General features: G+C 62.5%; 24 protein-coding genes. 13 read left to right on the top strand and 11 right to left on the bottom strand.

All coding sequences use genetic code 11. From position 1 onward, the window contains the following. Positions 1 to 17: 17 nt before the first annotated feature. The 8 genes from minD (at position 18) to JHD59_RS09725 (ending at position 6,072) form a co-directional block, all read left to right on the top strand. Positions 18 to 830: a septum site-determining protein MinD gene (gene minD, locus JHD59_RS09760; RefSeq protein ID WP_043620832.1), complete on the top strand. Its 813-nt coding sequence runs from the start codon at positions 18 to 20 to the stop codon at positions 828 to 830. 3 nt (positions 831 to 833) lie between these two features. After that, the gene (gene minE, locus JHD59_RS09755) at positions 834 to 1,091 is read left to right on the top strand and encodes a cell division topological specificity factor MinE (RefSeq protein WP_043620835.1); all 258 of its coding nucleotides are present in this window, start codon (positions 834 to 836) and stop codon (positions 1,089 to 1,091) included. Positions 1,092 to 1,094: 3 nt separating this feature from the next. Next, positions 1,095 to 2,033, top strand: a complete 939-nt coding sequence (locus JHD59_RS09750) for a hydrogen peroxide-inducible genes activator (RefSeq protein ID WP_103319529.1) — start codon at positions 1,095 to 1,097, stop codon at positions 2,031 to 2,033. 71 nt (positions 2,034 to 2,104) lie between these two features. Continuing rightward, on the top strand, positions 2,105 to 2,485 hold the full coding sequence (locus JHD59_RS09745; protein ID WP_103319561.1) for a VOC family protein: 381 nt from the start codon (positions 2,105 to 2,107) through the stop codon (positions 2,483 to 2,485). A 102-nt stretch (positions 2,486 to 2,587) separates the two neighbouring features. Then, the gene (locus tag JHD59_RS09740; RefSeq protein ID WP_199154082.1) at positions 2,588 to 4,510 is read left to right on the top strand and encodes an ATP-binding protein; all 1,923 of its coding nucleotides are present in this window, start codon (positions 2,588 to 2,590) and stop codon (positions 4,508 to 4,510) included. A 27-nt stretch (positions 4,511 to 4,537) separates the two neighbouring features. Then, positions 4,538 to 4,975, top strand: a complete 438-nt coding sequence (locus JHD59_RS09735) for a response regulator (protein ID WP_199154081.1) — start codon at positions 4,538 to 4,540, stop codon at positions 4,973 to 4,975. 90 nt (positions 4,976 to 5,065) lie between these two features. Continuing rightward, entirely contained in the window at positions 5,066 to 5,695 is a 630-nt protein-coding gene (locus JHD59_RS09730) for a response regulator transcription factor (RefSeq protein WP_199154080.1), read from the top strand. 47 nt (positions 5,696 to 5,742) lie between these two features. After that, positions 5,743 to 6,072 carry an Hpt domain-containing protein gene (locus tag JHD59_RS09725; RefSeq protein ID WP_199154079.1) on the top strand — a complete coding sequence of 110 codons (330 nt, stop codon included), beginning with the start codon at positions 5,743 to 5,745 and terminating at the stop codon, positions 6,070 to 6,072. A 29-nt stretch (positions 6,073 to 6,101) separates the two neighbouring features. Here the strand turns inward: JHD59_RS09725 and JHD59_RS09720 are convergent, their stop codons facing one another. The 6 genes from JHD59_RS09720 to JHD59_RS09695 all read right to left on the bottom strand — a co-directional run bounded on the left by JHD59_RS09720 (position 6,102) and on the right by JHD59_RS09695 (position 13,279). Continuing rightward, positions 6,102 to 8,243 (bottom strand): chemotaxis protein CheA, encoded by a 2,142-nt coding sequence (locus JHD59_RS09720; protein ID WP_199154078.1) that lies wholly within the window; start codon positions 8,241 to 8,243, stop codon positions 6,102 to 6,104. A 43-nt stretch (positions 8,244 to 8,286) separates the two neighbouring features. Beyond that, positions 8,287 to 8,583: a lipid asymmetry maintenance protein MlaB gene (locus tag JHD59_RS09715; RefSeq protein ID WP_158248736.1), complete on the bottom strand. Its 297-nt coding sequence runs from the start codon at positions 8,581 to 8,583 to the stop codon at positions 8,287 to 8,289. Positions 8,584 to 8,597: 14 nt separating this feature from the next. Next, positions 8,598 to 8,963 (bottom strand): response regulator, encoded by a 366-nt coding sequence (locus tag JHD59_RS09710; protein ID WP_047237821.1) that lies wholly within the window; start codon positions 8,961 to 8,963, stop codon positions 8,598 to 8,600. Positions 8,964 to 8,990: 27 nt separating this feature from the next. Continuing rightward, positions 8,991 to 9,545, bottom strand: a complete 555-nt coding sequence (locus JHD59_RS09705) for a chemotaxis protein CheW (RefSeq protein WP_199154077.1) — start codon at positions 9,543 to 9,545, stop codon at positions 8,991 to 8,993. Between the two features lie 89 nt (positions 9,546 to 9,634). Beyond that, positions 9,635 to 11,635 (bottom strand): methyl-accepting chemotaxis protein, encoded by a 2,001-nt coding sequence (locus JHD59_RS09700; protein WP_199154076.1) that lies wholly within the window; start codon positions 11,633 to 11,635, stop codon positions 9,635 to 9,637. Positions 11,636 to 12,100: 465 nt separating this feature from the next. After that, on the bottom strand, positions 12,101 to 13,279 hold the full coding sequence (locus tag JHD59_RS09695; protein ID WP_146042120.1) for a methyl-accepting chemotaxis protein: 1,179 nt from the start codon (positions 13,277 to 13,279) through the stop codon (positions 12,101 to 12,103). Positions 13,280 to 13,493: 214 nt separating this feature from the next. Between JHD59_RS09695 and JHD59_RS09690 the strand changes: the two genes are divergently transcribed. The 4 genes from JHD59_RS09690 to JHD59_RS09675 all read left to right on the top strand — a co-directional run bounded on the left by JHD59_RS09690 (position 13,494) and on the right by JHD59_RS09675 (position 19,203). Further along, the gene (locus JHD59_RS09690) at positions 13,494 to 15,518 is read left to right on the top strand and encodes a M3 family metallopeptidase (protein WP_199154075.1); all 2,025 of its coding nucleotides are present in this window, start codon (positions 13,494 to 13,496) and stop codon (positions 15,516 to 15,518) included. 189 nt (positions 15,519 to 15,707) lie between these two features. Next, positions 15,708 to 17,723, top strand: coding sequence for a M3 family metallopeptidase (locus tag JHD59_RS09685; RefSeq protein ID WP_199154074.1), 2,016 nt, complete (start codon positions 15,708 to 15,710; stop codon positions 17,721 to 17,723). A 333-nt stretch (positions 17,724 to 18,056) separates the two neighbouring features. After that, positions 18,057 to 18,680, top strand: a complete 624-nt coding sequence (locus JHD59_RS09680; RefSeq protein WP_103319504.1) for a hypothetical protein — start codon at positions 18,057 to 18,059, stop codon at positions 18,678 to 18,680. Between the two features lie 64 nt (positions 18,681 to 18,744). After that, the gene (locus JHD59_RS09675) at positions 18,745 to 19,203 is read left to right on the top strand and encodes a MarR family winged helix-turn-helix transcriptional regulator (RefSeq protein ID WP_103319501.1); all 459 of its coding nucleotides are present in this window, start codon (positions 18,745 to 18,747) and stop codon (positions 19,201 to 19,203) included. Positions 19,204 to 19,322: 119 nt separating this feature from the next. On the opposite strand, the gene greB is transcribed toward JHD59_RS09675, so the two are convergent. The 5 genes from greB to JHD59_RS09650 form a co-directional block, all read right to left on the bottom strand. Beyond that, positions 19,323 to 19,877 carry a transcription elongation factor GreB gene (greB, locus tag JHD59_RS09670; RefSeq protein WP_043620841.1) on the bottom strand — a complete coding sequence of 185 codons (555 nt, stop codon included), beginning with the start codon at positions 19,875 to 19,877 and terminating at the stop codon, positions 19,323 to 19,325. Positions 19,878 to 19,924: 47 nt separating this feature from the next. Beyond that, on the bottom strand, positions 19,925 to 20,395 hold the full coding sequence (locus JHD59_RS09665; RefSeq protein WP_158248734.1) for an NUDIX domain-containing protein: 471 nt from the start codon (positions 20,393 to 20,395) through the stop codon (positions 19,925 to 19,927). A gap of 87 nt (positions 20,396 to 20,482) precedes the next feature. Further along, positions 20,483 to 21,556: a pseudouridine synthase gene (locus JHD59_RS09660; protein WP_103319559.1), complete on the bottom strand. Its 1,074-nt coding sequence runs from the start codon at positions 21,554 to 21,556 to the stop codon at positions 20,483 to 20,485. Positions 21,557 to 21,943: 387 nt separating this feature from the next. Then, on the bottom strand, positions 21,944 to 22,576 hold the full coding sequence (gene scpB, locus JHD59_RS09655) for an SMC-Scp complex subunit ScpB (protein WP_103320201.1): 633 nt from the start codon (positions 22,574 to 22,576) through the stop codon (positions 21,944 to 21,946). Between the two features lie 81 nt (positions 22,577 to 22,657). Continuing rightward, entirely contained in the window at positions 22,658 to 23,176 is a 519-nt protein-coding gene (locus JHD59_RS09650) for a GNAT family N-acetyltransferase (protein WP_199154072.1), read from the bottom strand. A gap of 118 nt (positions 23,177 to 23,294) precedes the next feature. On the opposite strand from JHD59_RS09650, the gene miaA reads away from it, so the two are divergent. Then, the coding region (gene miaA / locus JHD59_RS09645; RefSeq protein WP_199154071.1) for a tRNA (adenosine(37)-N6)-dimethylallyltransferase MiaA at positions 23,295 to 24,156 on the top strand (862 nt) is incomplete at its 3' end.

Here is a 24,156-nt window from a genome sequence, read left to right as displayed (position 1 = left end):
TTCCAAAGGAAAGCCCCGTGGCAAAAATCATCGTTGTGACATCCGGCAAGGGTGGCGTAGGCAAAACCACCACCAGCGCAAGCTTCGCTTCCGGCCTGGCACTGCGCGGCCACAAGACTGTCGTGATCGACTTCGACGTCGGCTTGCGCAACTTGGACCTGATCATGGGCTGCGAACGCCGCGTGGTGTACGACCTGATCAATGTGGTCAATGGCGAAGCCAGCCTGAACCAGGCGCTGATCAAGGACAAGAACTGCGACAATCTGTTCATCATCCCGGCCTCGCAAACCCGCGACAAGGACGCGCTGACGCTGGAAGGCGTGGAAAAGGTGTTGAAGGATCTGAACGACGCCGGCTTCGAATACATCGTCTGCGATTCCCCCGCCGGCATCGAGAAGGGCGCTCTGATGGCGCTGTACTTCGCCGATGAGGCGCTGATCGTCACCAACCCGGAAGTTTCGTCGGTACGCGACTCCGATCGCATCCTGGGCATCCTGGCCTCCAAGTCCAAGCGCGCCGAGGAAGGACGCGAGGCGGTGAAGGAGCATCTGCTGATCACCCGCTACGCGCCGGGACGCGTGGACAAGGGTGAAATGCTGTCGGTCGAGGACGTCAAGGAAATCCTGCGCGTGCCGCTGATCGGCGTCATTCCGGAATCGCAGAGCGTGCTGCAGGCATCCAACTCCGGCACTCCGGCCATCCACCTGAAAGGGACGGATGTGGCCGACGCGTACACCGACGTGGTGGCGCGATTCCTGGGCGAACAACGCCCGATGCGCTTCCTGGAAGCCCCCAAGGTGGGCATCCTCAAGCGCCTGTTCGGAGGTTAATTCATGTCATTGATCGATATGATTTTTGGCAAGCGCCAAAAATCCGCCGCCATCGCCAGAGAACGCCTGCAGATCATCCTGGCCCACGAGCGCAACGGCCGCCACGCGCCGGACTATCTGCCGGCCTTGCAACGCGAACTGATGGAAGTGATATCCAAATACGTGTCGGTCAATCTCGACGACATCAAGGTGCAAGTGGAGCGCCAGGACGACTACGAAGTCCTGGAGGTCAACATCGTATTGCCGGAGCAACAGCGCTAAGCCATGACGCTGACCGAACTGCGCTATATCGTGGCGGTGGCGCGCGAGCGCCACTTTGGCCGCGCGGCCCAAAGCTGCTTTGTCAGCCAGCCGACGCTGTCCATCGCCATCAAGAAGCTGGAGGACGAACTGGGCGTGACCCTGTTCGAACGCGGCGGCCAGGAAGTGGCGGTCACCGAGATCGGCGAACGCATCATCGAGCAATCGCAGCGCGTGCTGGAAGAGGCCGACGCGGTCAAACGCCTGGCCGGCGAGCATCAGAACGAGCTGGCCGGCCCGCTGAAGCTGGGGGTGATCTTCACCATCAGCCCTTATCTGTTGCCCAAGCTGATCCCGGCGCTGCGCATCCTGGCGCCGGACATGCCGCTGATCCTGGAAGAGAACTACACTTCCCGGCTGGCGGAAATGCTCAAGCGCGGCGAGGTGGACGCCATCATCGTCGCCGATCCGTTCGAGGAAACCGGCATCGAAGCCTGGCCCCTGTACGACGAACCCTTCGTCGTCGCCACTCCCAAAGGCCATCCCTGGGAAAAGCAGCAGGCCATCCAGCCCTGTCAGCTGTCCGAGGAAAGCGTCCTGCTGCTCAGCCCCGGCAACTGCTTCCGCGACCAGGTGCTGCAAGCCTGCAGCGAACTTTCCAGCCGGCCGGCGCAAGGCCATAATCTGGCCAGCACGCTGCAGGGCAGCTCGCTGAACACCATACGCCACATGGTGGCCAGCGGCATGGGCGTCACCGTGATGCCGGCCACCTCGGTCGGCCCCGGCGACGAATCGCTGCTGTCCATCGTGCCGTTCAGCCAGCCGGCGCCGCAGCGCCGCGTGCTCTTGGTGACGCGCAAACAGTTCTTCCGCAAGAAGGCGATAGAAACCCTGCAACAGGCCGTGTTCTGTTCCGGACTCTCCGACGTCGTCATGCTGGAAGGCGAACCCAAGCTCGCCTGAGCTCATGCTGGATGACCCGCCCGCCGATCGGCATCGGCGGGTTTTCATTACCCCACCGCAAGGACACTGGCATGGAAAATCTGGCATCCATTGAAATCAAGGCCTTCATTCCCAGCAAGGATTTCCAGCTTTCCCAGGCCTTCTATCAAGACATGGGCTTCGAGCGCAAATCGGCTGGCCACGGCGTCGCCTATTTCGCCCACGGCAACTGCAGCTTCCTGCTGCAGGACTACTACCACCCGGAATTCGCCGCCAATTGCATGATGCATCTGCTGGTGGCGGATGCGGCCGCCTGGCATGCGCAGCTTCAGCGCCGCGGCATCGCCGAAAAATACCAAGTCATGCTTGGCGATCTGAAACATCAGCCATGGGGCATGCTGGACTTTCCCTTGCTCGACCCGTCCGGCGTACTGTGGCACATCGCGCAGAATCTGCCACGCAACGCGGACTGACATCTGCGGCGCGCCCTCCGCCCCCCAAGGAATTTGTGAGCCTAAGCTCGGGAAACTATCCTTCAGGCAGGACAAAGCCTAGGCGCAAGGACTCTCCCTCCCATGCAGAAACCGGACAACCCGAGCAATGAAACCGAGCGCATCGCGGCGCTGCATGCGCTGAACATCCTCGATACACCGCCCGAAGAGCGCTTTGACCGCATCGCGCGGCTCGCCCAGCACATCATGCAGGTTCCCATCGCCCTGGTCAGTTTCGTCGACGCGGGCCGTCAGTGGTTCAAATCCCATCAGGGACTGGATGCCAAGCAAACCGGCCGCGACATTTCCTTCTGCGGCCACGCCATTTTGGGCGACGACGTTCTTTGCGTGGCCGACACCCATCTGGACCCGCGCTTCTCCGACAACCCGCTCGTCACCGGCAATCCTCATATCCGCTTCTATGCCGGCGCTCCGCTGGATATCGGCGGCGGCGTGCGCCTTGGCACGCTGTGCGCGATCGATCGCATGCCGCATACGCCCAGTCCGGAGCAATTGGCGGCTCTGCGGGATTTGGCCGCCAGCACCGTCGACATGATGCTGATGCAACCGGCTGCCGACCTCATCAAACAGCTGCATGATTCCGACACGCGCCTGCGCGCCGTGCTGGACACCGTGATAGACGGCATCATCACGCTGGATGCCCATGGCGTCATGGAAAGCGCCAACCCGGCGGCATGCCGCATTTTTGGCTATGCCGCCAGCGAGCTGGCCGGCCGAAGTCTAGACATGCTGATAGCGGAACCCTGTCAAAGCATGGCCGGCGGCTTGCCGCTCCTTGGCCATGGAAAAGAAGTCACCGGCCTGCACCGCAACGGCGCCACTTTCCCGCTGGAACTCTCCATCAGCGAAATGCACCTGCAAGGAAGCTGCATGTTCGTCGCGGTGGCCAGAGACATTTCCGAACGCAAGAAAGTGGAACGCATCAAGAACGAATTCATTTCCACCATCAGCCATGAGCTGCGCACCCCGCTGACCTCGATTCATGGCGGCTTGGCCCTGGCCCTGCACGATGGCGACGAAGCGCTCTCTCCCAGGATCAGGCAGCTGCTGGAAATCGCCAGCAGCAACTGCGCCCGGCTGACCGCGCTGGCCAATGACATACTGGACCTGAAAAAAATAGAGGCCGGCCACCTGGAATTCACCTTTGAAAAGGTCGATCTGTCCGCCTTGATCAAGCAGTCCATCAAGGCCAACGAGGCGTATGCCCATCAAAGCGGCGTCAGCCTCCAGGCTTTAAATGCCTTGAGCCAGGCCTACGTCATAGGCGACCCGAACCGGCTGATGCAAGCCATTTCCAATCTGCTGTCCAATGCCGTCAAATTCTCTCCAGCCGATGGCATCGTGGAAATCTCCGTCCATAAAATCCAGGACAGATACCGGGTGGCGATACACGACGAGGGAAGGGGCATTCCGGAAAGTTTCCGCAGTGAAATCTTCAATCGTTTCGCCCAGGCGGATAAATCCGACACCAGAGAAAAAGGCGGCGCCGGGCTGGGCCTGAACATTACCAAAGCCATCATAGAGCGCCACCATGGCCTATTGGATTACGAGAGCACCATGGGCACAGGCACCACATTCTATTTCGATCTTCCCGCCGCCACCGCGCTGGTTGCCGCCAAGCCATACCGTCTGCTGATATGCAAGCGCGAGGAAAGCGAAGCCGACGCCTTGCGCGGCTCGCTTGATGAGCAAGGCATCGAGAGCGACGGCGCCTACCGGGGACACATCGCGCTCGATTTGCTGCGGCACACCGCCTACCAGGCCGTCTTGATCGACCTGCCCCACCATGAAAGCCTGGCCATGATTGAGGCTATCCTCAGCATGAGGGGACTGAATGCGCCATCGCTGGTTCTGCTATCCGATGAAAGAAAAACGGACTATCTGGAATCGATCCAGAAGGAAGGCCTCGCCATTCACTGGCTTCCCCGGCATGCGACTTTGGCCGCATTGGAAAAAACCATATTATCCGCAATAAACCATGCATAAAGCCCTCTTCCGCCCGCAGCCTTTCAGATGAGCGCGGCGGATGCGCCGCCGGGCCGATTGCCTGTTACAGGAGCCGCCATGTCATCCAGAAAAATACAGCTGATGTTCATCGACGACGACCAGGATATTCGAAGCATCTTCGCTTTCGCGTTCGAACAGGAACAGGACATGGAAATCAAGCTGTGCGCATCGAGCATCGACGCCGTCTCCTTGGCCGAAGCCTCGCCGCCCGACATCATTGTGCTGGACGTGATGATGCCGGAAATGGATGGCCCCAACACGTTCAGCCGTTTGAAAGCCATCCCGGCGCTCGCGCTGACGCCCATCATTTTTATGACGGCGAAAGTGCAGAAACAAGAAATCGAAAGACTCAAAGCGCTGGGCGCAACGGCCGTGATAGAAAAACCGTTCAATCCGCTGGAGCTGCCCGGCCTGATCCGCTCGCTCGCGCCGGAAATCGGCTAGAACAAGCTTTGATCGGCGGCTGCGACGCCAGGCGCGCCGGGCCGGCAGCCGGCGAAACAGCCAGAAAATCCGCTCCCACGCAGAGGGAAAATGATGAATGACGATTTTGTCGCCGTAATCGACGACGACGACGCGCTGCGGGAAATGCTATGCCTGATGCTGGGCAGCATAAAAATTCCGGTGATCGGCTATCCCGATGGGCGATCGTTCATGGAGGACGCCAGGCGGCATCAATGCGCCTGCGTCGTGCTGGACATGCGCATGCCGGGCATGAGCGGGCTGGACCTGCAGCGGCAGATCCGCAGTGAAACGCTGGACATGCCGGTGATCTTCATGACGGCGCATGCGGATATCCGGGTGGTGGTGGACGCCATGCGGGATGGCGCGGTGGAGTTCCTGCAAAAACCCATCCAGGAGCAGGAGTTGCTGGACTGCGTTCAACAATGCTTGCAAACGCTGCCGCAGCGGAAACAGAAAGTCCGCGAAAAAGAAGTCTTCCAGGCCAGATTGGCGAATCTCACGCCGCGCGAAAAGCAAGTCCTCGATGAAATCGCCTCCGGCATGAGCAGCAAGCAAATCGCCGACAAGCTGGGCGTGACGCTCAATACCGCAGAGCAGTATCGCAGCAGCGTCTTGAAGAAAATGCGCGCTTCCTCCACGGCCAAATTGCTGAGCAGCATGGAGCTGTGGCAGCACAAGACCGCCGGCAAGCGAGAGTAAGCGTATGCCCCGCGCCGAATCAGGCGATGCGCGGCGAAAGGAAGAATATGGATACCGCCGAAACGCAAAAACGGATGCAGGCATTGCTCGCGCAATATCAGGACCGCTTGCTCCGGCAACTGGACGAGATGCAAGCTCTGGCAGCCCAACTGAACGGCGAGGCCGCCGATCAGGCTGTTTATGCCGTCTTGCGGGAACGTCTGCACAAGCTCGCCGGCTCCGGCGGCACCTTTGGCCAGCCGGAGCTGGGGCGGCGCTGCCTGAGCCTGGAATGCCTGCTCGATGGCTGGCTGGCCGCGGACGCCCCGCCCATTGACGCGGGCATGCGGCGGCAGTTTCTGGCCGATCTGGTGGCCCTGGCCGGCGCGCTAGCATAAGCCGCGCCCCGCGGCGGACGAAGACGCGCTCATGCCGGCAACGCCGCAGGCGCGTTTCTTTGCCTTTGCTGCACGTCCCGCGCCACCACGCCCTGAATCAACTGGACGACGTCTATGATCAGGGCTACCTCGCCGTCGCCGAGTATCGTCGAGCCAGTCACGCAGGGCACATGCTGGAACAGGGCGCCCAGCGGCTTGATGACGGTCTGGCACTTGCCGTAAATCCTGTCCACCACCAGGCCGATGCGTTTGCCGGCAAAGCTGACGGTCACCACGCGCGGCCGCGGATGCGCCGGGCCGCGCTCGCCAAACAGCTCCCGCAAGCGCACGAAGGGCAAGGCGGCGCCGTCTTTGTCCATATAATCCACATCCCCCTGGCACTGCGGCAGCTCCAGGCACTCCACCACCATGTCCAGCGGCACGATGAACTGCGCGCCGCCCACTCCCACATGGAAACCGTCGATGATGGCCAGCGTCAGCGGCAGGCACAGCCGCATCGTGGTGCCGCGGCCCGGTTCGGACTCGATCACCAGCGAGCCGCGCAGCGCTTCGATATGGCTCTTCACCACGTCCATGCCCACGCCGCGGCCCGACAGATTGGTGACGCGCTCCGCCGTGGAGAAGCCGGGCGCCAGGATCAACTGATGGATGTCGTGGCGCGACAGATTCGCGCCCTCCGCCACGATGCCCTTCTCTATCGCCTTGCGCAGAATCTTCTCGTGATCCAGGCCGCCGCCGTCATCCGCCACCTCGATCATGATGGCGCCGGACTCGTGGTAGGCCTTCAGCGTGACCGTGCCTTGCACGGGCTTGCCGCGGGCGATGCGCGTCTCCGCCGGTTCGATGCCGTGATCCATGGCATTGCGCAGCAGGTGCATCAACGGATCTGCGATTTTCTCCACCATGGACTTGTCCAGCTCCGCCTCCGCGCCGGAGATGCGCAGCTCTATCTCCTTGCCCAGCTCTTTCGCCACGTCGCGCACCACGCGCGGAAAGCGGTAAAAGACCTCTCCTATGGCCACCATGCGCAGCTGCAGCGCCATGTCGCGCACGGCCTCCACCAGCGTCAACAATTGGGAAGCCGCCTCCAGCATGGCCGGATGGGCGGCTTTGGCGGCCTGCGCCTGATTGCCCGCGCCGGCGATGACCAGTTCGCCCACTCGGTCGATCAAGGCATCCAGCCGGCAGGCCGGCACTTTGACGCTGCCGCCTTCTGCCGGCCGCCGCTCCTCCTCGCGCTTGGGCCTCGGCTGCGCCTCCTCGCCCATGCCTCCTGGCTCGACCGGCAAAGCTTCGCCGCCCCCATGCGGCAGAACCAGCAAGCGGTACAACTCGTCGGACGTCAAGCTCCCGCAAGCCACCAGGATTTCGCCCACGCGGCCGGACGCTTCCGGCAAGGCTTCGATCAAGCGCTGAAAGGCGGCCAGCGGGCTGTGCGGCGGCAAGATGACGATGCTCGCGTTTTCGGCGCAGAAGGCGAATACGCTGGCGATCTCCTCCGCGCTGGCGGCGCTGTCCAAAACCACCTCGAAGCCCAGATAGCACTGCTGCGGATCTGCCGCCTCCAGCGGCGGCAGGTGGTCGCAAACCGTTTCCACATGCTGGATGCGGCCGTAGCGGTTCAGATAATTGATGAATTTGAGCGGATCCATGCCATCGCAGAGGATGGACGGAGAAAAGCGCAGAGACAGATGCCAGAACGGCGACGCCACCCCTTGCTCATCCCCGGCCGCCTCCTGCTGCGGAAGCGCTTCGCTCGCGGACGCGGCGGGCGATGCCTCCTGCCCCAGCCAGCGCGACAGTTGCGGAATCAGCGCGTCGCTGCGCGCGCGGTCCGCCTCGCCGCCGTCCGTTACGGCGGCGATCAGGCCGGAGATGTGATCCTGGCAATCCAGCAGCACGCTGGCCAGGTCAGAATCAAACGCAAAAGCCCCATTACGCAACTCGTCCAGCACGCTTTCCACCACGTGGGTGAAGCGCACCACCTCCTCCAGACCGAACATGCCGGCCGAGCCCTTGATGGTATGCGCGCAACGGAACAGCGCGGGCAGATCGTCGCCATCCGCGCTGCCGGCCTCCAAGCGCAGCAATATGTCTTCCATCTGGCCGATCAGATCGCGCGCCTCGTCTATGAAAACGGCGAACGCGGCGGACAGGGTATCGTTTTCCATATCGAACTCACCTTGTGTAGTGACGCCCAGCGGCGCGGCCAAGCTAGCCCTCGCCCACAGCGTCGGGCTGCTCGAGCAAAGCTTCCTGATTCACCAGCCTGGCCATTTCCCGCACCGGCTCAGACGCGTTGCAGAAGCTCACGCTCTTGGCGGCGTGGCGCTTCATCTGCAACAGCAACTGCAACCCGGCGGTATCGATTTCCGTGACACCGGCCAAATCCATGCAGATGCCGTCGGCGGCCTGCAACAGATTCAGCCAAACCGCCTGCACCGCATGGGCGGTATAGACGCCCAATTCGCCCCGAAACAGATGCCGGCCGGTTGCTTCGTCGAAGTCCAAGGTGAAGTCCATGCTCAGCTCGCCAGCAACTCAACCGCAGCCAGCATTTGCTTGGGCTGAAACGGCTTGACCATCCAGGCCTTGGCGCCGGCGGACTGGCCCGCCTGTTTCTTGTCCTCCGCCACCTCGGTCGTCAGCATGATCACCGGCGCGCACTTGTATGCCGGATTTTTTTTGAGCTCCTGGACAAAAGTGAGGCCGTCCATATTGGGCATGTTCACATCCGAAATCACCAGGCTGATGCGCTGCCCCTTCAATTTGGACAGAGCGTCGGCGCCGTCGCAGGCCTCCATCACTTCGTAGCCGGCATCGGTCAGCGTCATCGCCACCAAGGACCGCAAAGACGCGGAGTCATCCACCACCAGTATCAGTTTTGCCATGGCATTGCCCTCCCAGGCCTGTCAGCCTCAAGCCGGATCGGCTTGCTGCAGTTTCTCCTCGCCCATCCTCGTCACCGCGGACATTTCCGCTATCGACAAGGCGCGCGCCATATTCAGAATGATCAGGAAACGATTGTCATGGCGCGCCAGGCCGGCGATGAAATCGACGTCGATTTGCGCGCCAAAAGCCGGCGGCGGCTCAATGTCCGCATCGTCGATTTCCACCACCGCCGTCACGCGATCCACCAGCAAGCCGATCACATGCAATGCGCCCTCATGCTCCACCTCCACGATCACATAGCAGCTGCGACGGCTCACTACGATAGGGTGGTGGCCGAAGCGCACAGCCAGATCGAGGACCGGCACCACCGCGCCGCGCAGATTGATGACGCCGCACACGGCGAGCGGCATCATGGGCACCGCAGTTGGCACGTCGTATTCGATGATTTCCCGGATCCGCTCGATCTCGATGGAGTAGGCATTCCCCCCCAGGCTGAAGGCAAGGTAGAGCTTGCCGCCGCTGGATTCGTGCTGAGCGGCGCCGGCTGCCGGATTCGGGTTGCTCACTTGATTGTCCGCCATGCATTTCTCCCCGGCAGGCAGGGACCGCGCTCGGCAAGCGCGCCCTGCCCGCCTGATCCATTACGCCGCGGCGGATGCCGCGTGCTCTTTCATGCGTAGGAGCGCCCGCCGCTTCTCATCAGGGCCATGGTGTCGCGCATGGCATTGCCGTGCGATTCGCGCAGCTCGAACTGACTCATCAGATTGCGCAGCAGCTCGGCCTGTTCGGCCACCGTCTGCGCGGTCGCCGCCAGCTCTTCCGATGCTGACGCGGTTTGCTGCGTGGTCAAGTTCAGCTGATTCATCGCCTCGTTGATCTGGTTCGTGCCTATGCTCTGCTCGTTGGACGCCGCCGTGATCTCGCGCACCAGGTCCGCCGTCCTGTTGATAGACGGCAGCATTTCGGACAACAGCTGGCCCGCCTGCTCGGCCGTCTGCACGCTGCTGGCGGCCAGGCCGCTGATCTCCTGCGCCGCGATCTGGCTGCGTTCGGCCAGTTTTCGGACTTCGGCCGCCACCACGGCGAAGCCCTTGCCGTGCTCGCCCGCCCGCGCGGCTTCGATGGCCGCGTTCAGCGCCAGCAGGTCCGTCCGGTAGGCGATGTCGTCGATAATGCCTATCTTGTCGGCGATGGCGCGCATCGCTTTCACGGTCTCGTCCACCGCGTCTCCGCCTCGCATCGCATCCTTGGCGGACTGGGTGGCGATGCCATCTGTCACCACTGCGTTATCGGTGTTCTGGGCGATGGAGACCGACATTTCCTCCATGGAGGACGTGGTCTGCTCCAGGCTGGCGGCTTGCTCGGTCGCGTTCTGCGACAGCGTCTGCGACGCGCTGTTCACCTGGCTCAGCGCGCTGGAGATCTCCTCTATCGCCTCGCTCACCTGGCGTATGGTCTGGGCCAGTTGGTCCACGCTGGTATTGACGGAGCGCTTGAGCTGATCGAAATCTCCCGCATACTGCCCTTCAACCAGGCTGGTCAGATTGCCGACCGCAAGCGACTCCATCACGCGCATCACCTCTTTCACCGGCCCGGCCATGCCATCCAGCGTCTTGTTGATGCCTTCGACGATTTTGCGGAAGTCGCCGCGGTGCGCATTCGCGTTGGCGCGGGCGTCCAAACGCCCCTCCACCGACGCCTGGGCCAGCATGTCGGTATCTACGATCAAGGCTTTGATATTGGCGCGCATTTGCTCAATCGTGTCATTGATGAAACGCTTCTTGCCCGGAAAGAGCTCCAGCGGCGCTTCCATATTGCCCTCGCCAAACTCCTTGATGCAGGCCATCGCCTTTTTCTTCACGGCAATATGGCCCGCCACCATGCTATTGACGCCGGCCGCCATGGAGCGATACGCGCCCTGGAATTTCGCCTCATCCATGCGCACATCGATATCGCCCGTATCGTGCTCGGCCGACATATGGTTCATTTCGCCGATAAAGGCCTTGATATTGGCGCGCACCTGCTCAATGGTATCGTTGATGAAGCGCTTCTTGCCGGGGAACACTTCCAGCTGGGCATCGAAATTGCCTTCGCCAAACTCCTTCACGCAGGCCATGGCTTTTTTCTTCACGGCGATATGGCCCGCCACCATGTTATTGACCCCGGCCGCCATGGAGCGATACGCGCCCTGGAATTTCGCCTCATCCATGCGCACATCGATATCGCCCGCATCGTGCTCGGCCGACATATGGTTCATTTCGCCGATGAAGGCCTTGATATTGGCGCGCACCTGCTCAACGGTGTCGTTGATGAAGCGCTTCTTGCCGGGGAACACTTCCAGCTGGGCATCGAAATTGCCTTCGCCAAACTCCTTCACGCAGGCCATAGCTTTTTTCTTCACGGCGATATGGCCCGCCACCATCTGATTGATGCCGCTGACCATCTCCCGGTAAGCCCCCTCAAACTTGGTTTCGTCCATGCGCACGTCGATATCGCCCGCCTCATGTTCGGCCGACATGCGTTTCATATCGGCCAGCAACGTTTGCAAACCGGACTGGATTTGCGTGGCCAACCGCGCGATGCGGCCGGCCTCGTCATGGGAGGAGATTTCCAGACGCGTATTCAGATTGCCGTTTGCCATCTGTTCGAGCATGGCGACAAGCGCCGGCATGCCATTTTCCTGGCTGCGGGAAAGCCATGCGGCCATCAATAACAGAGGCAAAGACAAGGTGCTGACCCATATGGCGGCATTCACCCAAATCTTTTCGCCCTCATAAACGCCGCCATGCGCGATTAACAGGGCGACATCGGAAAAAACCGTCAACACAATCAGAAGCGTCAACGATGCGATTACAGCGCGCTGTCGGTTATCAAACAAAGCCATGATGTACTCCCTGGTAAATAACACTTCAGATTGCGACCGAACCGATACTCAAGATCGAGCGCCATTTTTCCCTTATCCGAAAATCCATTCGCCTGATGGCTTGTTTTTCTTGACTCATCCGATACCTCGCACTGCTCAACATCGGGGCCGGCCCCCTGGAGTCGCTAACCATCTCGCAAGACCCCTGAGCCGAGACGCGCCGACACAGACAGTGGGAGGCGCAACTCAGGATCAGGGCTTGCCGAGCGACTCTTAAAACAAAATCATGCTGGATTGCGCATCGGCCTGATGCCGATGAGGCGCTTGCTCCAAGGTGGTGTACTGGCTTTCCGCCTTTTCCACCCAGCTATCGACACTGATGGGTTGCGGCACCTCGCCCTGCCGGGCCTGCTCCTCGTCCTGCGTCAACCGGTCATCCAGCCGCCCCATATCGGACAGCACCCAGCCCATGATCTGGGCGGTGCGATCCTGAAATTGCAGATTCACCAGCACTTCCTCGATGCGTTGGCTGACCTGGAGGTTTTCCGCCCGCAGGCTGGCGCTGGCCGAGGCCAGCCCATCGGCCGCTTGATTGATGCGGGCGAGCGTCGCCGCGATGGCGCTTTCCGAACTGACAAGCAGGCGCTTGTCCTCGCTAGACAGCCGCTCGGCTGCGGCCAGGGCGCCGCCGACCAATTGATTGGCAGTTGAAACCTTGTCCCGGATGCTGGCGCCCGTAGTCGCGGACAAATTGGACAGCTTCCTCACCTCGTCGGCGACGACGGCAAAGCCGCGGCCGCTCTCTCCCGCGCGCGCCGCCTCGATGGCGGCGTTCAGCGCCAGAAGATTGGTGCGCGCGGCGATGTCGCCAACCTCGATGGCCATCTTTTGAAGGTCCTCGGTCAACTGCACCAGTGAGGCGATATCGCCCATCATCTGCTGCTTGGCCGCAGTCGCGGCTTTCAGCTCGGACAGGATGGCTTCCAGCTCGTCGCGCGCTCCGCCTATGGTCGATGCCAGATCCTCCTGCCCCTGGCTGGCAAAAGCGCCCAAAGCCCTCTTAAGCCGGCTGCGGATGTCTCGGAACTCCGCCACCAGCCCATCGACTGCCGACTCCGATTGCGCGCGCACCAGCTCCACGTTTTTGCGCCAGCGCGGCAGCATGGCCCGGCAAGTGACGCGCAAGGAGTCCAGATAAGCCGCCTGATCGCGGTGCACGGCCGTCTCCGCGTCGGATATCGTACGGCTCCGCTGCACAGACGCGTCGATAAAACGCCCCACATCCCGGCCCATCCATGTCCGGCCAGCCCACCCCAGGGCCAGCAGCGCCCCGCCCGCCGACAGCGCGATCGGATGGGCGCCCAGCATGCCAAGCAGGAGCGACGCGCATGCCAGCGCCGAAACCAGCGGGAAAACAGTGAGGCTGAAAGGCAGGCGGATGGAAGATTTCATTGCCGTGCTCCGGGTGAGGACAGGATGGCCAGCAGCGCAGAAGGTCATGCACTGACATGCCTGAATTCTGGCCAGCCCCGCCTGGGGCCGCCATCCCAGCTTACCGGTAGCCCGCACTCAGGAAACTGAGTATCCCGGCGACGCATTCCTTCATCACGCGCAAACATGCTAAAGTCATGGCGAGACTATCCCTCAACCGACAGAGAAGAGCGCCATGAACGCCAATCCATTGCTGCAAGACTGGAACACCCCCCACCAGCTCCCGCCGTTCGACATGATTCGCCCCGAACACTTCGAACCGGCTTTTGACAGCCTGTTCGCCGAACATCTTGCCCAGATCGATGCCCTGGCTGCGCTGAGCGAACCTGCCACTTTTGAAAACACCGCCGCCGCCTTCGATCGCAGCGGGCTGCGTCTGGAGCGCGCCCAACTGCTGCTGGACAACCTGACATCCTCGGAAACTTCGCCCGCTCTGCAAGAAGTGGAACGCGTCATGGCGTCCAAGCTGGCCGAGCACCGCAGCCGCATTTACATGCATGCGGGCTTCTTCGCGCGGCTGGACGCCATCCACGCCCAGCGAGACAGCCTGAACCTGAACGAAGAGCAAGGCCGCTTGCTGGACCTGATCCACCGCGACTTCGTCCGCGCCGGCGCCAAGCTGCAGGGCGCGGCCCGCCAGCGCTACGCTGAGGTCGTTTCCAAACTGGCGGAGCTGACCACTGCCTTCGGTCAAAACGTGCTGGCCGACGAGAGCGAATACACGCTGCCATTGACGGAAAACGATCTGGCCGGCCTGCCGCCCTTCCTGCTGGACGCGGCCCGCGCCGCCGCCGAGGCGCGCCAGCAGCCGGGCTGGGCCATCACCCTGTCGCGCTCGTCCATCGTGCCCTTCCTGACCTTCTCCTCGCGCCGCGATCTGCGCGAACAGGCCTGGCGCGCTTGGACCGGGCGCGGCGAGCACCCGGAGCGCGACAACCGACCGCTGGCGAAACAGATCCTGGCCTTGCGCGCCGAGCAGGCCAAACTGCTGGGCTATGCCAGCTTCGCCGACTATGCCATCGCCAACCGCATGGCCGGCGTGCCGGCCGCTGTTCACGCGCTGATGGACCAGGTATGGGAACCGGCCAAGGCCCGCTTCGAGTCGGAAAAGGCCATGCTGCGCGAGGAAGCCGCCAAACTGGGCGAACCGGCTGACATCCAGCCGTGGGACTGGTTCTATCTGGCGGAAAAAGTGCGCATCGCCCGCTATGCGCTGGACGACGCCGAGATCAAGCCCTACTTTGGTCTGGAGAATATGATCGCGGCGATGTTCGACGTGGTGGGCCGGCTATTCGGCCTCAGCTTCAGCGAACGCCACGACCTCAAGCTGTATCACCCGGACGTGCGCGCTTGGGATGTCAGCCGCGAGGGCAAGGTGATCGCCCTGTTCCTGGGCGACAACTACGCGCGGCAGAGCAAGCGCGGCGGCGCCTGGATGCATGTCTACCGCTGGCAGGGCCGCAACGGCGGCGAGACGCTGCCCATCGTCGTCAACAACAATAACTTCGCCAAGGCCGGCCACGGCCAGACGCTGCTGAGTTTCGACGACGTGCGCACGCTGTTCCACGAGTTCGGACACGGCCTGCACGGCATGCTGTCCAATGTGGAATACCGCTTGCTGGCCAGCCCCAACAGCCCGTGGGATTACGTGGAACTGCCGTCGCAGCTGATGGAAAACTGGGCGCTGGTGCCGGAAGTGCTGGAGAAACACGCGCGCCACGCCGAAACCGGCGCGGCCATTCCCGCCGAGCTGGTGGCCAAGATCAAGGCCGCTCGCCACTTCAACCAGGGTTTCGAAACCGTGCGCTACGCCGCCTCCACGCTGATCGACCTGGCGTTGCACGAACGCGACGACGCCGACGGCATCGACATCGCCGCCTTCGAGACCGCAGAACGCGAACGGCTGGGCGTCCCGCCGGCGGCCGGCATGAACCATCGTCCGCCGCACTTCGGCCACATCTTCTCCGGCGACGCCTACGCCGCCGGCTACTACGTCTATATGTGGGCGGAAGTGCTGGAGGCCGAGGCGTTTGGCGCCTTCGAAGAAGCAGGCGATCCCTTCGATCCGGAACTGGCCGACAAGCTGTATCGCTACATCTACAGCGCCGGCGACGCCCGCGAACAACGCGCCGCCTTCCGCGCCTTCCGCGGCCGCGATCCGCAAGCGGAAGCGATGCTGAAGAGCCGCGGCCTGCGGTAAACACGTCCGAAAGGCCGGCCTGCACGGCAGGCTGGCCTTTTCCATTCCAAGCGGTCTTGACGGCCATTCTGGATGCCACCACCCGAGAATGGACCTCACTGTTACGCCGCCTTCGTGATTGATCCAGACGGCCATCATCTAGAAGCGGTCTGCAAGGCAGACTGATAAGAAAATCACTTAGGAAACCTCATGCCCAATCCGCTGCTGCAAGCCTGGGGCACGCCCCACCAATTGCCGCCATTCGATCTCATCCGGCCCGAGCACTTCGCGCCGGCGCTGGAGCAATTGATGGCCGAACATCTCCAGGCGGTCGAGGCCATCGCCAAACAGCCCAGCCCAGCCAGCTTCGCCAATACGGTGGAAGCGCTGGAGGCTGCCGCCTTGCCGCTCCAGCGCGTCTCGCTGGTCTTCCATAACCTCTGCTCGTCCCACTCCACGCCCGAGCTGCAGGCAGTGGAGCGCTCGCTGGCGCCTAAGCTGGCCGCCCACCACGGCGCCATCTATCTGAACCAGAAACTGTTCGCCCGACTCGATGTCCTCATGCGTCAGGCATTGGAGCTGGAGTTGAACGAGGAGCAACGCCGGCTGCTGCAGCGGCTGCACCTGGACTTCCTGATGGCCGGCGCCTGTCTGCAAGGCGAGGCGCGGCGCGAATTCGCCGCGTGTGTCGAAGAACTGGCGATGCTGAGCGCGCGCTTCGGCCAGAACGTGCTGGCCGACGAATCTGAGTACGCGCTGCAACTGCGCGATGAGGCGGAATTGGCCGGCCTGCCGCCATCGCTGCGCAATGCCATGGCCGAGACCGCCCGCCAACGCGGACTGGAAGGCTATGCGGCAACGCTGGCACGCTCGTCGGCCATCGCCTTCCTCACCCACTCCAGCCGCGCCGACCTGCGCGAGGCCATCTGGCGCTCCTGGACCACGCGCGGCGCCCGGCCGGCGCGCGACAACCGTCCGCTGCTGCAACGCATCCTGCAGCTGCGCCAACAGCAGGCCAGGCTGCTCGGCTATGCCAACTACGCTGACTACGCGCTGTCCGACCGCATGGCAGGCACGCCGCAGGCGGTTTATCAATTGCTGGAACAAGCGTGGGAGCCGGCCAAGGCGCTGTTCGCGCGCGAAAAGCAGCAGCTGCAGGCGATGGCGCGCAAGCTTGGCCTCGATGAAGACATCGCGCCCTGGGACTGGCGCTATCTGGCCGAGAAAGTGCGCTTGGAACACTATGCGCTGGACGACGCCGAGGTGAAGCCGTATTTCAGCCTGGCCAATATGCAGGCGGCGATGTTCGATGTCGCCGGACGCCTGTTTGGCCTGCGCTTTGACGAACGCAGCGACCTGCCGCGCTACCATCCGGACGTGCGCGGTTGGGAAGTGCGCCGCCACGGCCAGCTCATCGGCGTGTTTCTCAGCGACAATTTCGCCCGTCCCGGCAAGAAGGGCGGCGCCTGGATGAGCGTCTACCGCGCGCAAGGCCTGCATGGCGGCGTCTCGCTGCCCATCGTGGTCAACAACACCAACTTCGCCAAGGGCGAGCCGACGCTGCTGAGCTTCGACGACGTGCGCACCCTGTTCCACGAGTTCGGCCACGGCCTGCATGGCCTGCTGTCCCATGTGCACTACCCGCGCCTGTCCGGCACCCGAGTGCCGCGCGACTATGTCGAGCTGCCGTCGCAACTGATGGAAAACTGGGCGCTGGTGCCGGAGGTGCTGGAAAAGCACGCCCGCCACGTTGAAAGCGGCGCCGCCATCCCGCCGGCGCTGGTGGCCAAGATTCTGGCGGCGCAAAACTTCCAGCAAGGCTATGCCACGGTGCGCTATGTCATTTCCGCCTTGCTCGATCTGGAACTGCATCAGCAGACCGATGGAATAGACGATGCGGACGCGTTCCAGGACGAGGTGTGTCGCCGCTACGGCCTGCCGCCGGAAGCCGGCCTTGCCCACTCGCTGCCGCACTTCAACCATCTGTTCAATGGCGGCTATGCTGCCGGCTACTACGTCTATCTATGGGCGGAAGTGCTGGAAGCGGAAGCGTTCTCGGTGTTCGAGCGGCACGGCGACGCCTTCAGCCCCGAACTGGCGGACAGCCTGTATCGCCACATCTACAGCGCGGGTAATGCGCGCGACCCGCAGCGCAGCTTCCAGGCCTTCTGCGGCCATGCGCCCAGCGCCAGCCCTATGCTGCGCAAGCGCGGATTGAAAGACTAAGTGCGGCGGACGTTTGCTGAGCGGCAACGCCAGCCAGCATGGCGGGACGAATCGATACGTTTTGCGCGCCGCATTTCATGCTCTGCCAGCGCGAAACAACAAAGCGTAGGGCAGGATTGCCTACAGGAGCCGGGGCAGTCCACGTCGTCGCGCAAGGCGTCCGGCCAAAACGGCGCCAGCGCCTTTCATGCAGCAGGCGTCAACCGCCACTGGGCCACCTCCGCAACACACCATTGCCATACCACTCGGCCAGCACGGGGATGCCGTTGAAATATTGTCTTGCAAAAAGGATACTAGGGCACTGAATAAGCATACAAATTACATGGAGCCTTCATGCGCATTGCCATAGCAAGCTGTTTCGCCATCCTGGCATTGTCATCGAACCAAGTCCTGGCTTTCGATATCGGATCGGTGCTGAGCACGGTGACTCAAGCCGTAGACACCGTAAAAAGTGTGAGCGGGGTGGTCTCCAATCCCACCGGCGACCAAACCAATACGCCGCGCCTGCGGCTGACCCAACCCTCCCCTGTCGGCTCGCCTCTGCCAGCCAAGCTGGAGGAAAGCGATCACGTCTATAAGGAACTAGACGAAATGACTGTTTTCCTGTCGCGCCCCAACCTGAACCAGGACGGTTCCATCCGAGTCGAAAAGTCGGAACTCATGCGCGGCCAGGTGTACAAAGACGCCTATGAACACCCTGCCACGCAAAGCACCATGCAAGTCTGGGCCGCGTACAAGAACCAACTGGGGCAGCAGGGCTATCAGCTGGACTTCGTCTGCGACAAGCCTTGCAGCAACAATACCGACGTATGGGAGAAGGCCCTGGGCCTCATCATCTATCAGAAAACCGACCGCTACCTGGTGGCGCACAAGGCCAATACCTGGGTCTCCGTAGCCGTGGGAGAAATCAGCGATCATCCGCGCTCCAGCGTGAATGTCGTGATCCGCAACAACTAAACGCCGCGCCCGCTATCCGCGCAGATTATGCGAAACTGAAGCCGTCCAAACCACAGGAAACATCATGACCACTACCATTGCGCGCAAGGAGGAGGAAACCAGCCTGGACACTCGGGCCGCCGTGGAGATTTTCTTCTATGCCTACAAAGCCCTGACCAACAAGCCGGACGAAATGCTGGCCAAGCGTGGCCTGGCGCGCGTGCACCATCGCATTCTGTTTTTCGTTGCGCGCTATCCCAAGCTATCGGTCAAGGACTTGCTGTCGTTTCTGGGCGTCACCAAGCAGGCCATTAACATCCCGCTGCGCCAACTGATGGAAATGGGCCTGATCTGCAGCCAAGCGGCGCCGCACGACAAGCGCGTCAAACAGCTGACGCTGAGCGAGGAAGGCGTGCGGCTGGAGGAAAGCCTGCATCGGGAGCAGCAGCGGCTGCTGCAAACCGCATTCGGCGACTGTGGCGACAAAGCCACCCGCGACTGGTTTCTGATCAATGGCAGGCTATCCGAACATATGCTGCCTTGAGCCCAGCCCCAAATGACAAACGGCCCGGAATATCCGGGCCGTTGCTTTTAGGAGCTGTTGACGTTTTCTGTGTGGATCGCGTTTGAGCTTCGCCAAACCCGGTAGGGCCGGGCGCCTGTTCAATCGATGCGCTGGTAACTGACTTCCAGAATCTCGATGTCCTCATCGCCGTCCGGACCGCGGAACAGCACGCTATCGCCCTCGCGCGCCTTCAGCAAGGCGCGCGCGATGGGCGAGATCCAGCTGATACGGCCGCGCGGCAGGTCTATCTCGTCCACGCCGACAATGCTCAGCCGCTGCTCGCTGCCGTCGCCGCGCTGGATCAGCACGGTGGCGGAGAAGAAGATCTGGTCGGTTTCCTCGCGCGTTTCCGGGTCCACCACTTCGGCGATTTCCAGACGCTTGGTCAGAAAGCGGATGCGGCGGTCAATCTCGCGCAGCCGGCGCTTGCCATATAGGTAATCGCCATTTTCCGAGCGATCGCCATTGCTGGCCGCCCAATTGACCACCTGCACGATTTCCGGCCGCTCCCGGTTGACCAAGTGGTACAGCTCATCCTTCAGCCGCTGCCAACCGCCGGGCGTGATGTAGTTCTTGGTCGAGGCCGGCAGGCGGCGCTCCGCCGGCAGATCGTCTTCCTGCTGCTCGTCTTCTCGAGTAAATGCCTTGCTCATAGCCTTGTCGATTCCATGCGGCCGCCATCGATGCGGCGTCAGTCCAATTATGCCTCAGTTGCCGGCAGCGCCCTGCCCTCCAGCAATGCCAGGCAATACGGCATCAGCGCCTTGGGTCGCAGCTTGACCCTGCGCAATTGCGCCGCGTCCAGCCACACCAGCTCGTAGTGATTGTCCGGCGCCAGCTTGGCCAGCTCCGGCCCGCCCAGGCGCAACAGGCCGCGATGCTCCCGCGCGACGAAAACATGCTCGGTGCGGCTGTTGCCTTCCAGCACGCAGATCTGGCCGCCCAGCCAGACATTGAGCCCGGTTTCCTCGCGCGTTTCGCGCACGCAGGCCATCGCCGGCGTTTCGTTCTTCTTGATGTTGCCGCCGGGCAGCACGAAGAACTCTTTTTCCGGCTTGACCCGGCGCATCAGCAACAGGCGGCCATGCTCGATGATGACGATGGAGGCGCGCCACCTGCGCGGCTCAGCTTGCGTCCACTCGTCAGCCCCGGCCTCGTTCCATTGTTCCATTTTCTCTCCCGCAACGAAAAGCGGGCGCCGCCTGATGGCGCGCGCCCGCATTCGCCGCCGGCCGGCCAAAGCCGACCGATCTCTCGCTTACTCGGCGCGCGCAGTCTTGGGCTTGCGCGCCGAAGGACGACGCTGGCCGCCGGTCTTCTTGCCGCCGGTCACGGTCAGATTGGACCACTTCATCACGGCGGCCACTTCGGCAGCGTTCAGTTCGTAGAACTGTCCGCGCTTGAGCCGCGGCGGCAGGCCGATATTGCCGAAACGCACGCGCATCAGGCGGCTGACGGTCAGGCCGAAATGCTCGAACATGCGGCGCACTTCGCGGTTGCGGCCTTCCTTGATCACCACATTGAACCACTGGTTGGCCGACTCTTCCTGGCCGCCGGTCTGGAAAATGCGGTCGAAGCGCGCCTCGCCGTCTTCCAGCTGCACGCCCTTGGTCATTTCCTTCATGATTTCCGGCGTCAGCTCGCCCAGCACGCGCACCGAGTACTCGCGCTCCACTTCGAAGCTGGGGTGCATCATGCGGTTGGCCAGTTCGCCGCTGGTGGTGATCAGCAACAGGCCCGAGGTGTTCACGTCCAGGCGACCGATGGCCACCCAGCGGCTGGATTTGGCTTGCGGCAGACGGTCGAATACGGTGACGCGGCCTTCCGGATCGTCGCGGGTGACGATCTCGCCTTCTTCCTTGTGATACATGATCACGCGCGGCAGGCGGTCGGGCCACTTCAGCTTGATCGGATCGCCCTTGACCGTGACTTTGTCGTGCGGGCCGACCTTGTCGCCCAGATTGGCCTTCTTGCCGTTGACCAGCACCAGGCCGGCCTCGATCCATTCTTCCATTTCGCGGCGGGAGCCGACGCCGGACGAGGACAAGGCCTTCTGCAGGCGCACCGGTTCGATCTCGTTCAGATCGACACGCACTTCCTTCAGTTTCTGCGCCTTGTTCTTGATGTCCTGGCTGGGGCTGCGCAGGCGCAGCTTCTTGGCGCGCTGCACTTGCTGCTTGGGCTTGGCGTCGCCACGGCCCTTGGCCTCGGCCCTCGGGTTCTGCTCGGCCGACTTGTCGCCATCGGTCCTGTTGCGTCCTCGAGCGGCCTGATCACCGGCCGGGCGCGCGGCGTTCTTGTTGCCGAAACGCTTTTCATGATCCAGCGCCACATTGCCGTTGATATCGCCGTTGCTGTCACGCGTGTAGGTCGGCTTGCGGTTGGCGGCGGCCAGCATCTGCTGCTCCTGCTCGCGACGCGATAGTTTGAACAGCGGCACGCCATTCTGTACCGGCGCGATCGGGTTGCCGTAGGCGTCGCGCGCCTGACGCGGGCCGCCGCGGCGGGCCTGCTGGCCCGGCTGCTGTTGCGGGAAGCGCGGCTGGGCGCCGGCGGCGGGGTGCTTGCCCTGGCGCGACTGGCCCTGGCTGCGGCCGGCGTTATCGCGCGGCTGGGAGGTTTCACGGCCCTTTACACGCGAAACCGGCTGGCGCGCGTGGGTACGTTGTCCTTTTGTAGACATGTGTTTGCTCTTTCCATGTGAGCAACTGGCGGAAACTTATTCCGCGACTGGCTCTAAATTGTCCGCCTCATCGTCGAGGGGGAGATCGTCTGCGCCCGCATCGGGGCGGTGGTCCTGCGTTTGAACGTCCGGCACCACCAAGCTGCCCAACTCCGCCAGCGGCGGCAGGTCGTTCAGCGAGACAAAGCTCAGATCGTCCAGAAATTTGCGTGTCGTAGCGTACAGGCCGGGACGGCCCGGTACGTCTTTGTGCCCGATGACTTCGATCCAGCCGCGCTCCAGCAGGGTCTGCATCACGTTGGTTGAGACCGATACGCCTCGTATCGCCTCGATATCGCCACGGGTCACAGGTTGTTTGTAGGCGATGATCGCCAAGGTTTCCATCACCGCGCGCGAATAGCGCGGCGGCTTTTCCGGATTCAGCCGGTTCAAATACGGCGTGAATTCGGCTCGGGCTCTGAAGCGCCAGCCGGATGCCAGCTTGACCAGCTCAATGCCGCGCCCGCGCCAGTCTCCCTGGATATCTTCCAGAATATCGTTGATCAGCGCAGCCTTGACGTCTTCGGTGAACAGCTTTTTCAACTGGGAAACCGACAAGGGCTCCTGGGCCGTCAGCAAAGCCGTTTCCAGCACGATCTTCAGATATTTTAAATCGGTAATGGTGGACATTAAACCGGGGTGCCGGGGAAGTCAGGGGTTTTCAAAGCGCGGGAAGCCGTGGATTCTACACGAGTTTCGCGACAAGCGAAACTACGCAAACAAACCGCCTATCGGCGTCAGGCTGTAGCGCTTCAGCACCGTGCCATCGGTTTGCCGCACATCCTCCAGCAATTGCCCGCCGCAGGTTTCCACGGTGCGCACCGCGGCGGGATTGGCGGCGTCGCACACCACCACCCAGTTGCCGCATTCCGGCTGCTCGGCGATGGCCTGCACATATTGCAGCAGCACGCGGCCGTAACCGTTGCCGCGCCACTTTGGCAAGACCTCAAACCCGATATGGCCGATCTTTTCCTGGATCATGTGGGTTTCGCCATGCCGCAGCCGAGCCGCGCCGGCGATCTCGCCTTCGGGCGTCAGCAGAAACCAGGTCTGGCAAGGCACCCACCCCGCCGGCATCTCCTCGCCATCGGCATGCCGCACCAACTTGCGCAGCCAGACATCCGCATCATCCGCCAGATCGCGGTAGTAATCGAAATCGAGCTCGCGGCAAGCCTGGAAGTATTGGCGATACGCGGAAAGATGTTTTTCGCTGGCGGCTTCGATTCTCATTGCATGCTCCCGGCTCCGATACTCCCATCGTAAACGTCCAGCAGGCGAGGTCAAGGCTTTTGCGCATGACTGCGCCGGCTATGCGACAATTCCACCCTGTATCGCAGCGAGTCACATCATGAGTCACACCCCGCAAGCCATTCTGCTGATGGGCCCCACCGCCTCCGGCAAAACCGGCCTGGCGCTGGAGCTGGCGCGTCGTTTTCCCGCCGAGATCATCAGCGTCGATTCCGCGCTGGTCTACCGCGACATGGACATCGGCAGCGCCAAGCCGACGGCCGCAGAAATGGCGGCCTGTCCGCACCACCTGATCGACATCATCAGCCCTTTGCAAAGCTATTCGGCAGCGCAGTTCCATGCCGACGCCAACCGGCTGATCGCCGATATCCAGTCCCGCGGCAAGCTGCCGCTGCTGGTCGGCGGCACCATGCTGTATTACAAGGCGCTGCTGGAAGGCCTGTCCGACCTGCCGCAAGCCGATGCCGCGCTGCGCGCCGAGCTGGATGCCGAAGCCGCCCGGGTGGGCTGGCCCGCCATGCATGCGCGGCTGGCGGCGCTGGACCCAGCCACCGCTGCCCGCCTCAACCCCAACGACTCGCAGCGCATCCATCGCGCGCTGGAGGTTTGCCTGCTCAGCGGCCAGCCCATGTCCGAGTTGATTGCCCAGGGCAAGGAGGCGGCCGCCAGCTTCCGCTTCCTGCCGCTGGCGCTGGTGCCGCGCGAACGCAGCTGGCTGCACGCGCGTATCGCCCAGCGCTTCCATCTCATGCTGGAGCAGGGCTTTCTGGATGAAGTCAGCCGGCTGCGCGCCAGCTACCCGGAACTGACGCTGGACCTGCCGTCCATGCGCTGCGTCGGCTATCGCCAGGCCTGGGAGCATCAGGATGGCTTATATGGCTACGACGACTTCATCGAACGCGGCATCGCCGCCACCCGCCAGCTGGCCAAACGCCAGCTGACCTGGACGCGCAGCCTGGAGG

The organism is Chromobacterium sp. ASV23 (assembly GCF_016428945.1).
In the GTDB taxonomy this organism is placed as follows: domain Bacteria; phylum Pseudomonadota; class Gammaproteobacteria; order Burkholderiales; family Chromobacteriaceae; genus Chromobacterium; species Chromobacterium sinusclupearum.
The sequence above is the reverse complement of the archived record's forward strand: the minus strand, read 5'-3'. Positions and strand labels throughout refer to the sequence as shown.

Bases quoted from the DNA above. Each gene is read 5' to 3' on its own strand.
- minE (WP_043620835.1), top strand. From the start codon at position 834: ATGTCATTGATCGATATGATTTTTGGCAAGCGCCAAAAATCCGCCGCC.
- JHD59_RS09750 (WP_103319529.1), top strand. From the start codon at position 1,095: ATGACGCTGACCGAACTGCGCTATATCGTGGCGGTGGCGCGCGAGCGC.
- JHD59_RS09745 (WP_103319561.1), top strand. From the start codon at position 2,105: ATGGAAAATCTGGCATCCATTGAAATCAAGGCCTTCATTCCCAGCAAG.
- JHD59_RS09740 (WP_199154082.1), top strand. From the start codon at position 2,588: ATGCAGAAACCGGACAACCCGAGCAATGAAACCGAGCGCATCGCGGCG.
- JHD59_RS09735 (WP_199154081.1), top strand. From the start codon at position 4,538: ATGAGCGCGGCGGATGCGCCGCCGGGCCGATTGCCTGTTACAGGAGCC.
- JHD59_RS09730 (WP_199154080.1), top strand. From the start codon at position 5,066: ATGATGAATGACGATTTTGTCGCCGTAATCGACGACGACGACGCGCTG.
- JHD59_RS09725 (WP_199154079.1), top strand. From the start codon at position 5,743: ATGGATACCGCCGAAACGCAAAAACGGATGCAGGCATTGCTCGCGCAA.
- JHD59_RS09720 (WP_199154078.1), bottom strand. From the start codon at position 8,243: ATGGAAAACGATACCCTGTCCGCCGCGTTCGCCGTTTTCATAGACGAG.
- JHD59_RS09710 (WP_047237821.1), bottom strand. From the start codon at position 8,963: ATGGCAAAACTGATACTGGTGGTGGATGACTCCGCGTCTTTGCGGTCC.
- JHD59_RS09705 (WP_199154077.1), bottom strand. From the start codon at position 9,545: ATGGCGGACAATCAAGTGAGCAACCCGAATCCGGCAGCCGGCGCCGCT.
- JHD59_RS09700 (WP_199154076.1), bottom strand. From the start codon at position 11,635: ATGCCGGCGCTTGTCGCCATGCTCGAACAGATGGCAAACGGCAATCTG.
- JHD59_RS09695 (WP_146042120.1), bottom strand. From the start codon at position 13,279: ATGAAATCTTCCATCCGCCTGCCTTTCAGCCTCACTGTTTTCCCGCTG.
- JHD59_RS09690 (WP_199154075.1), top strand. From the start codon at position 13,494: ATGAACGCCAATCCATTGCTGCAAGACTGGAACACCCCCCACCAGCTC.
- JHD59_RS09685 (WP_199154074.1), top strand. From the start codon at position 15,708: ATGCCCAATCCGCTGCTGCAAGCCTGGGGCACGCCCCACCAATTGCCG.
- JHD59_RS09680 (WP_103319504.1), top strand. From the start codon at position 18,057: ATGCGCATTGCCATAGCAAGCTGTTTCGCCATCCTGGCATTGTCATCG.
- JHD59_RS09675 (WP_103319501.1), top strand. From the start codon at position 18,745: ATGACCACTACCATTGCGCGCAAGGAGGAGGAAACCAGCCTGGACACT.
- greB (WP_043620841.1), bottom strand. From the start codon at position 19,877: ATGAGCAAGGCATTTACTCGAGAAGACGAGCAGCAGGAAGACGATCTG.
- JHD59_RS09665 (WP_158248734.1), bottom strand. From the start codon at position 20,395: ATGGAACAATGGAACGAGGCCGGGGCTGACGAGTGGACGCAAGCTGAG.
- scpB (WP_103320201.1), bottom strand. From the start codon at position 22,576: ATGTCCACCATTACCGATTTAAAATATCTGAAGATCGTGCTGGAAACG.
- JHD59_RS09650 (WP_199154072.1), bottom strand. From the start codon at position 23,176: ATGAGAATCGAAGCCGCCAGCGAAAAACATCTTTCCGCGTATCGCCAA.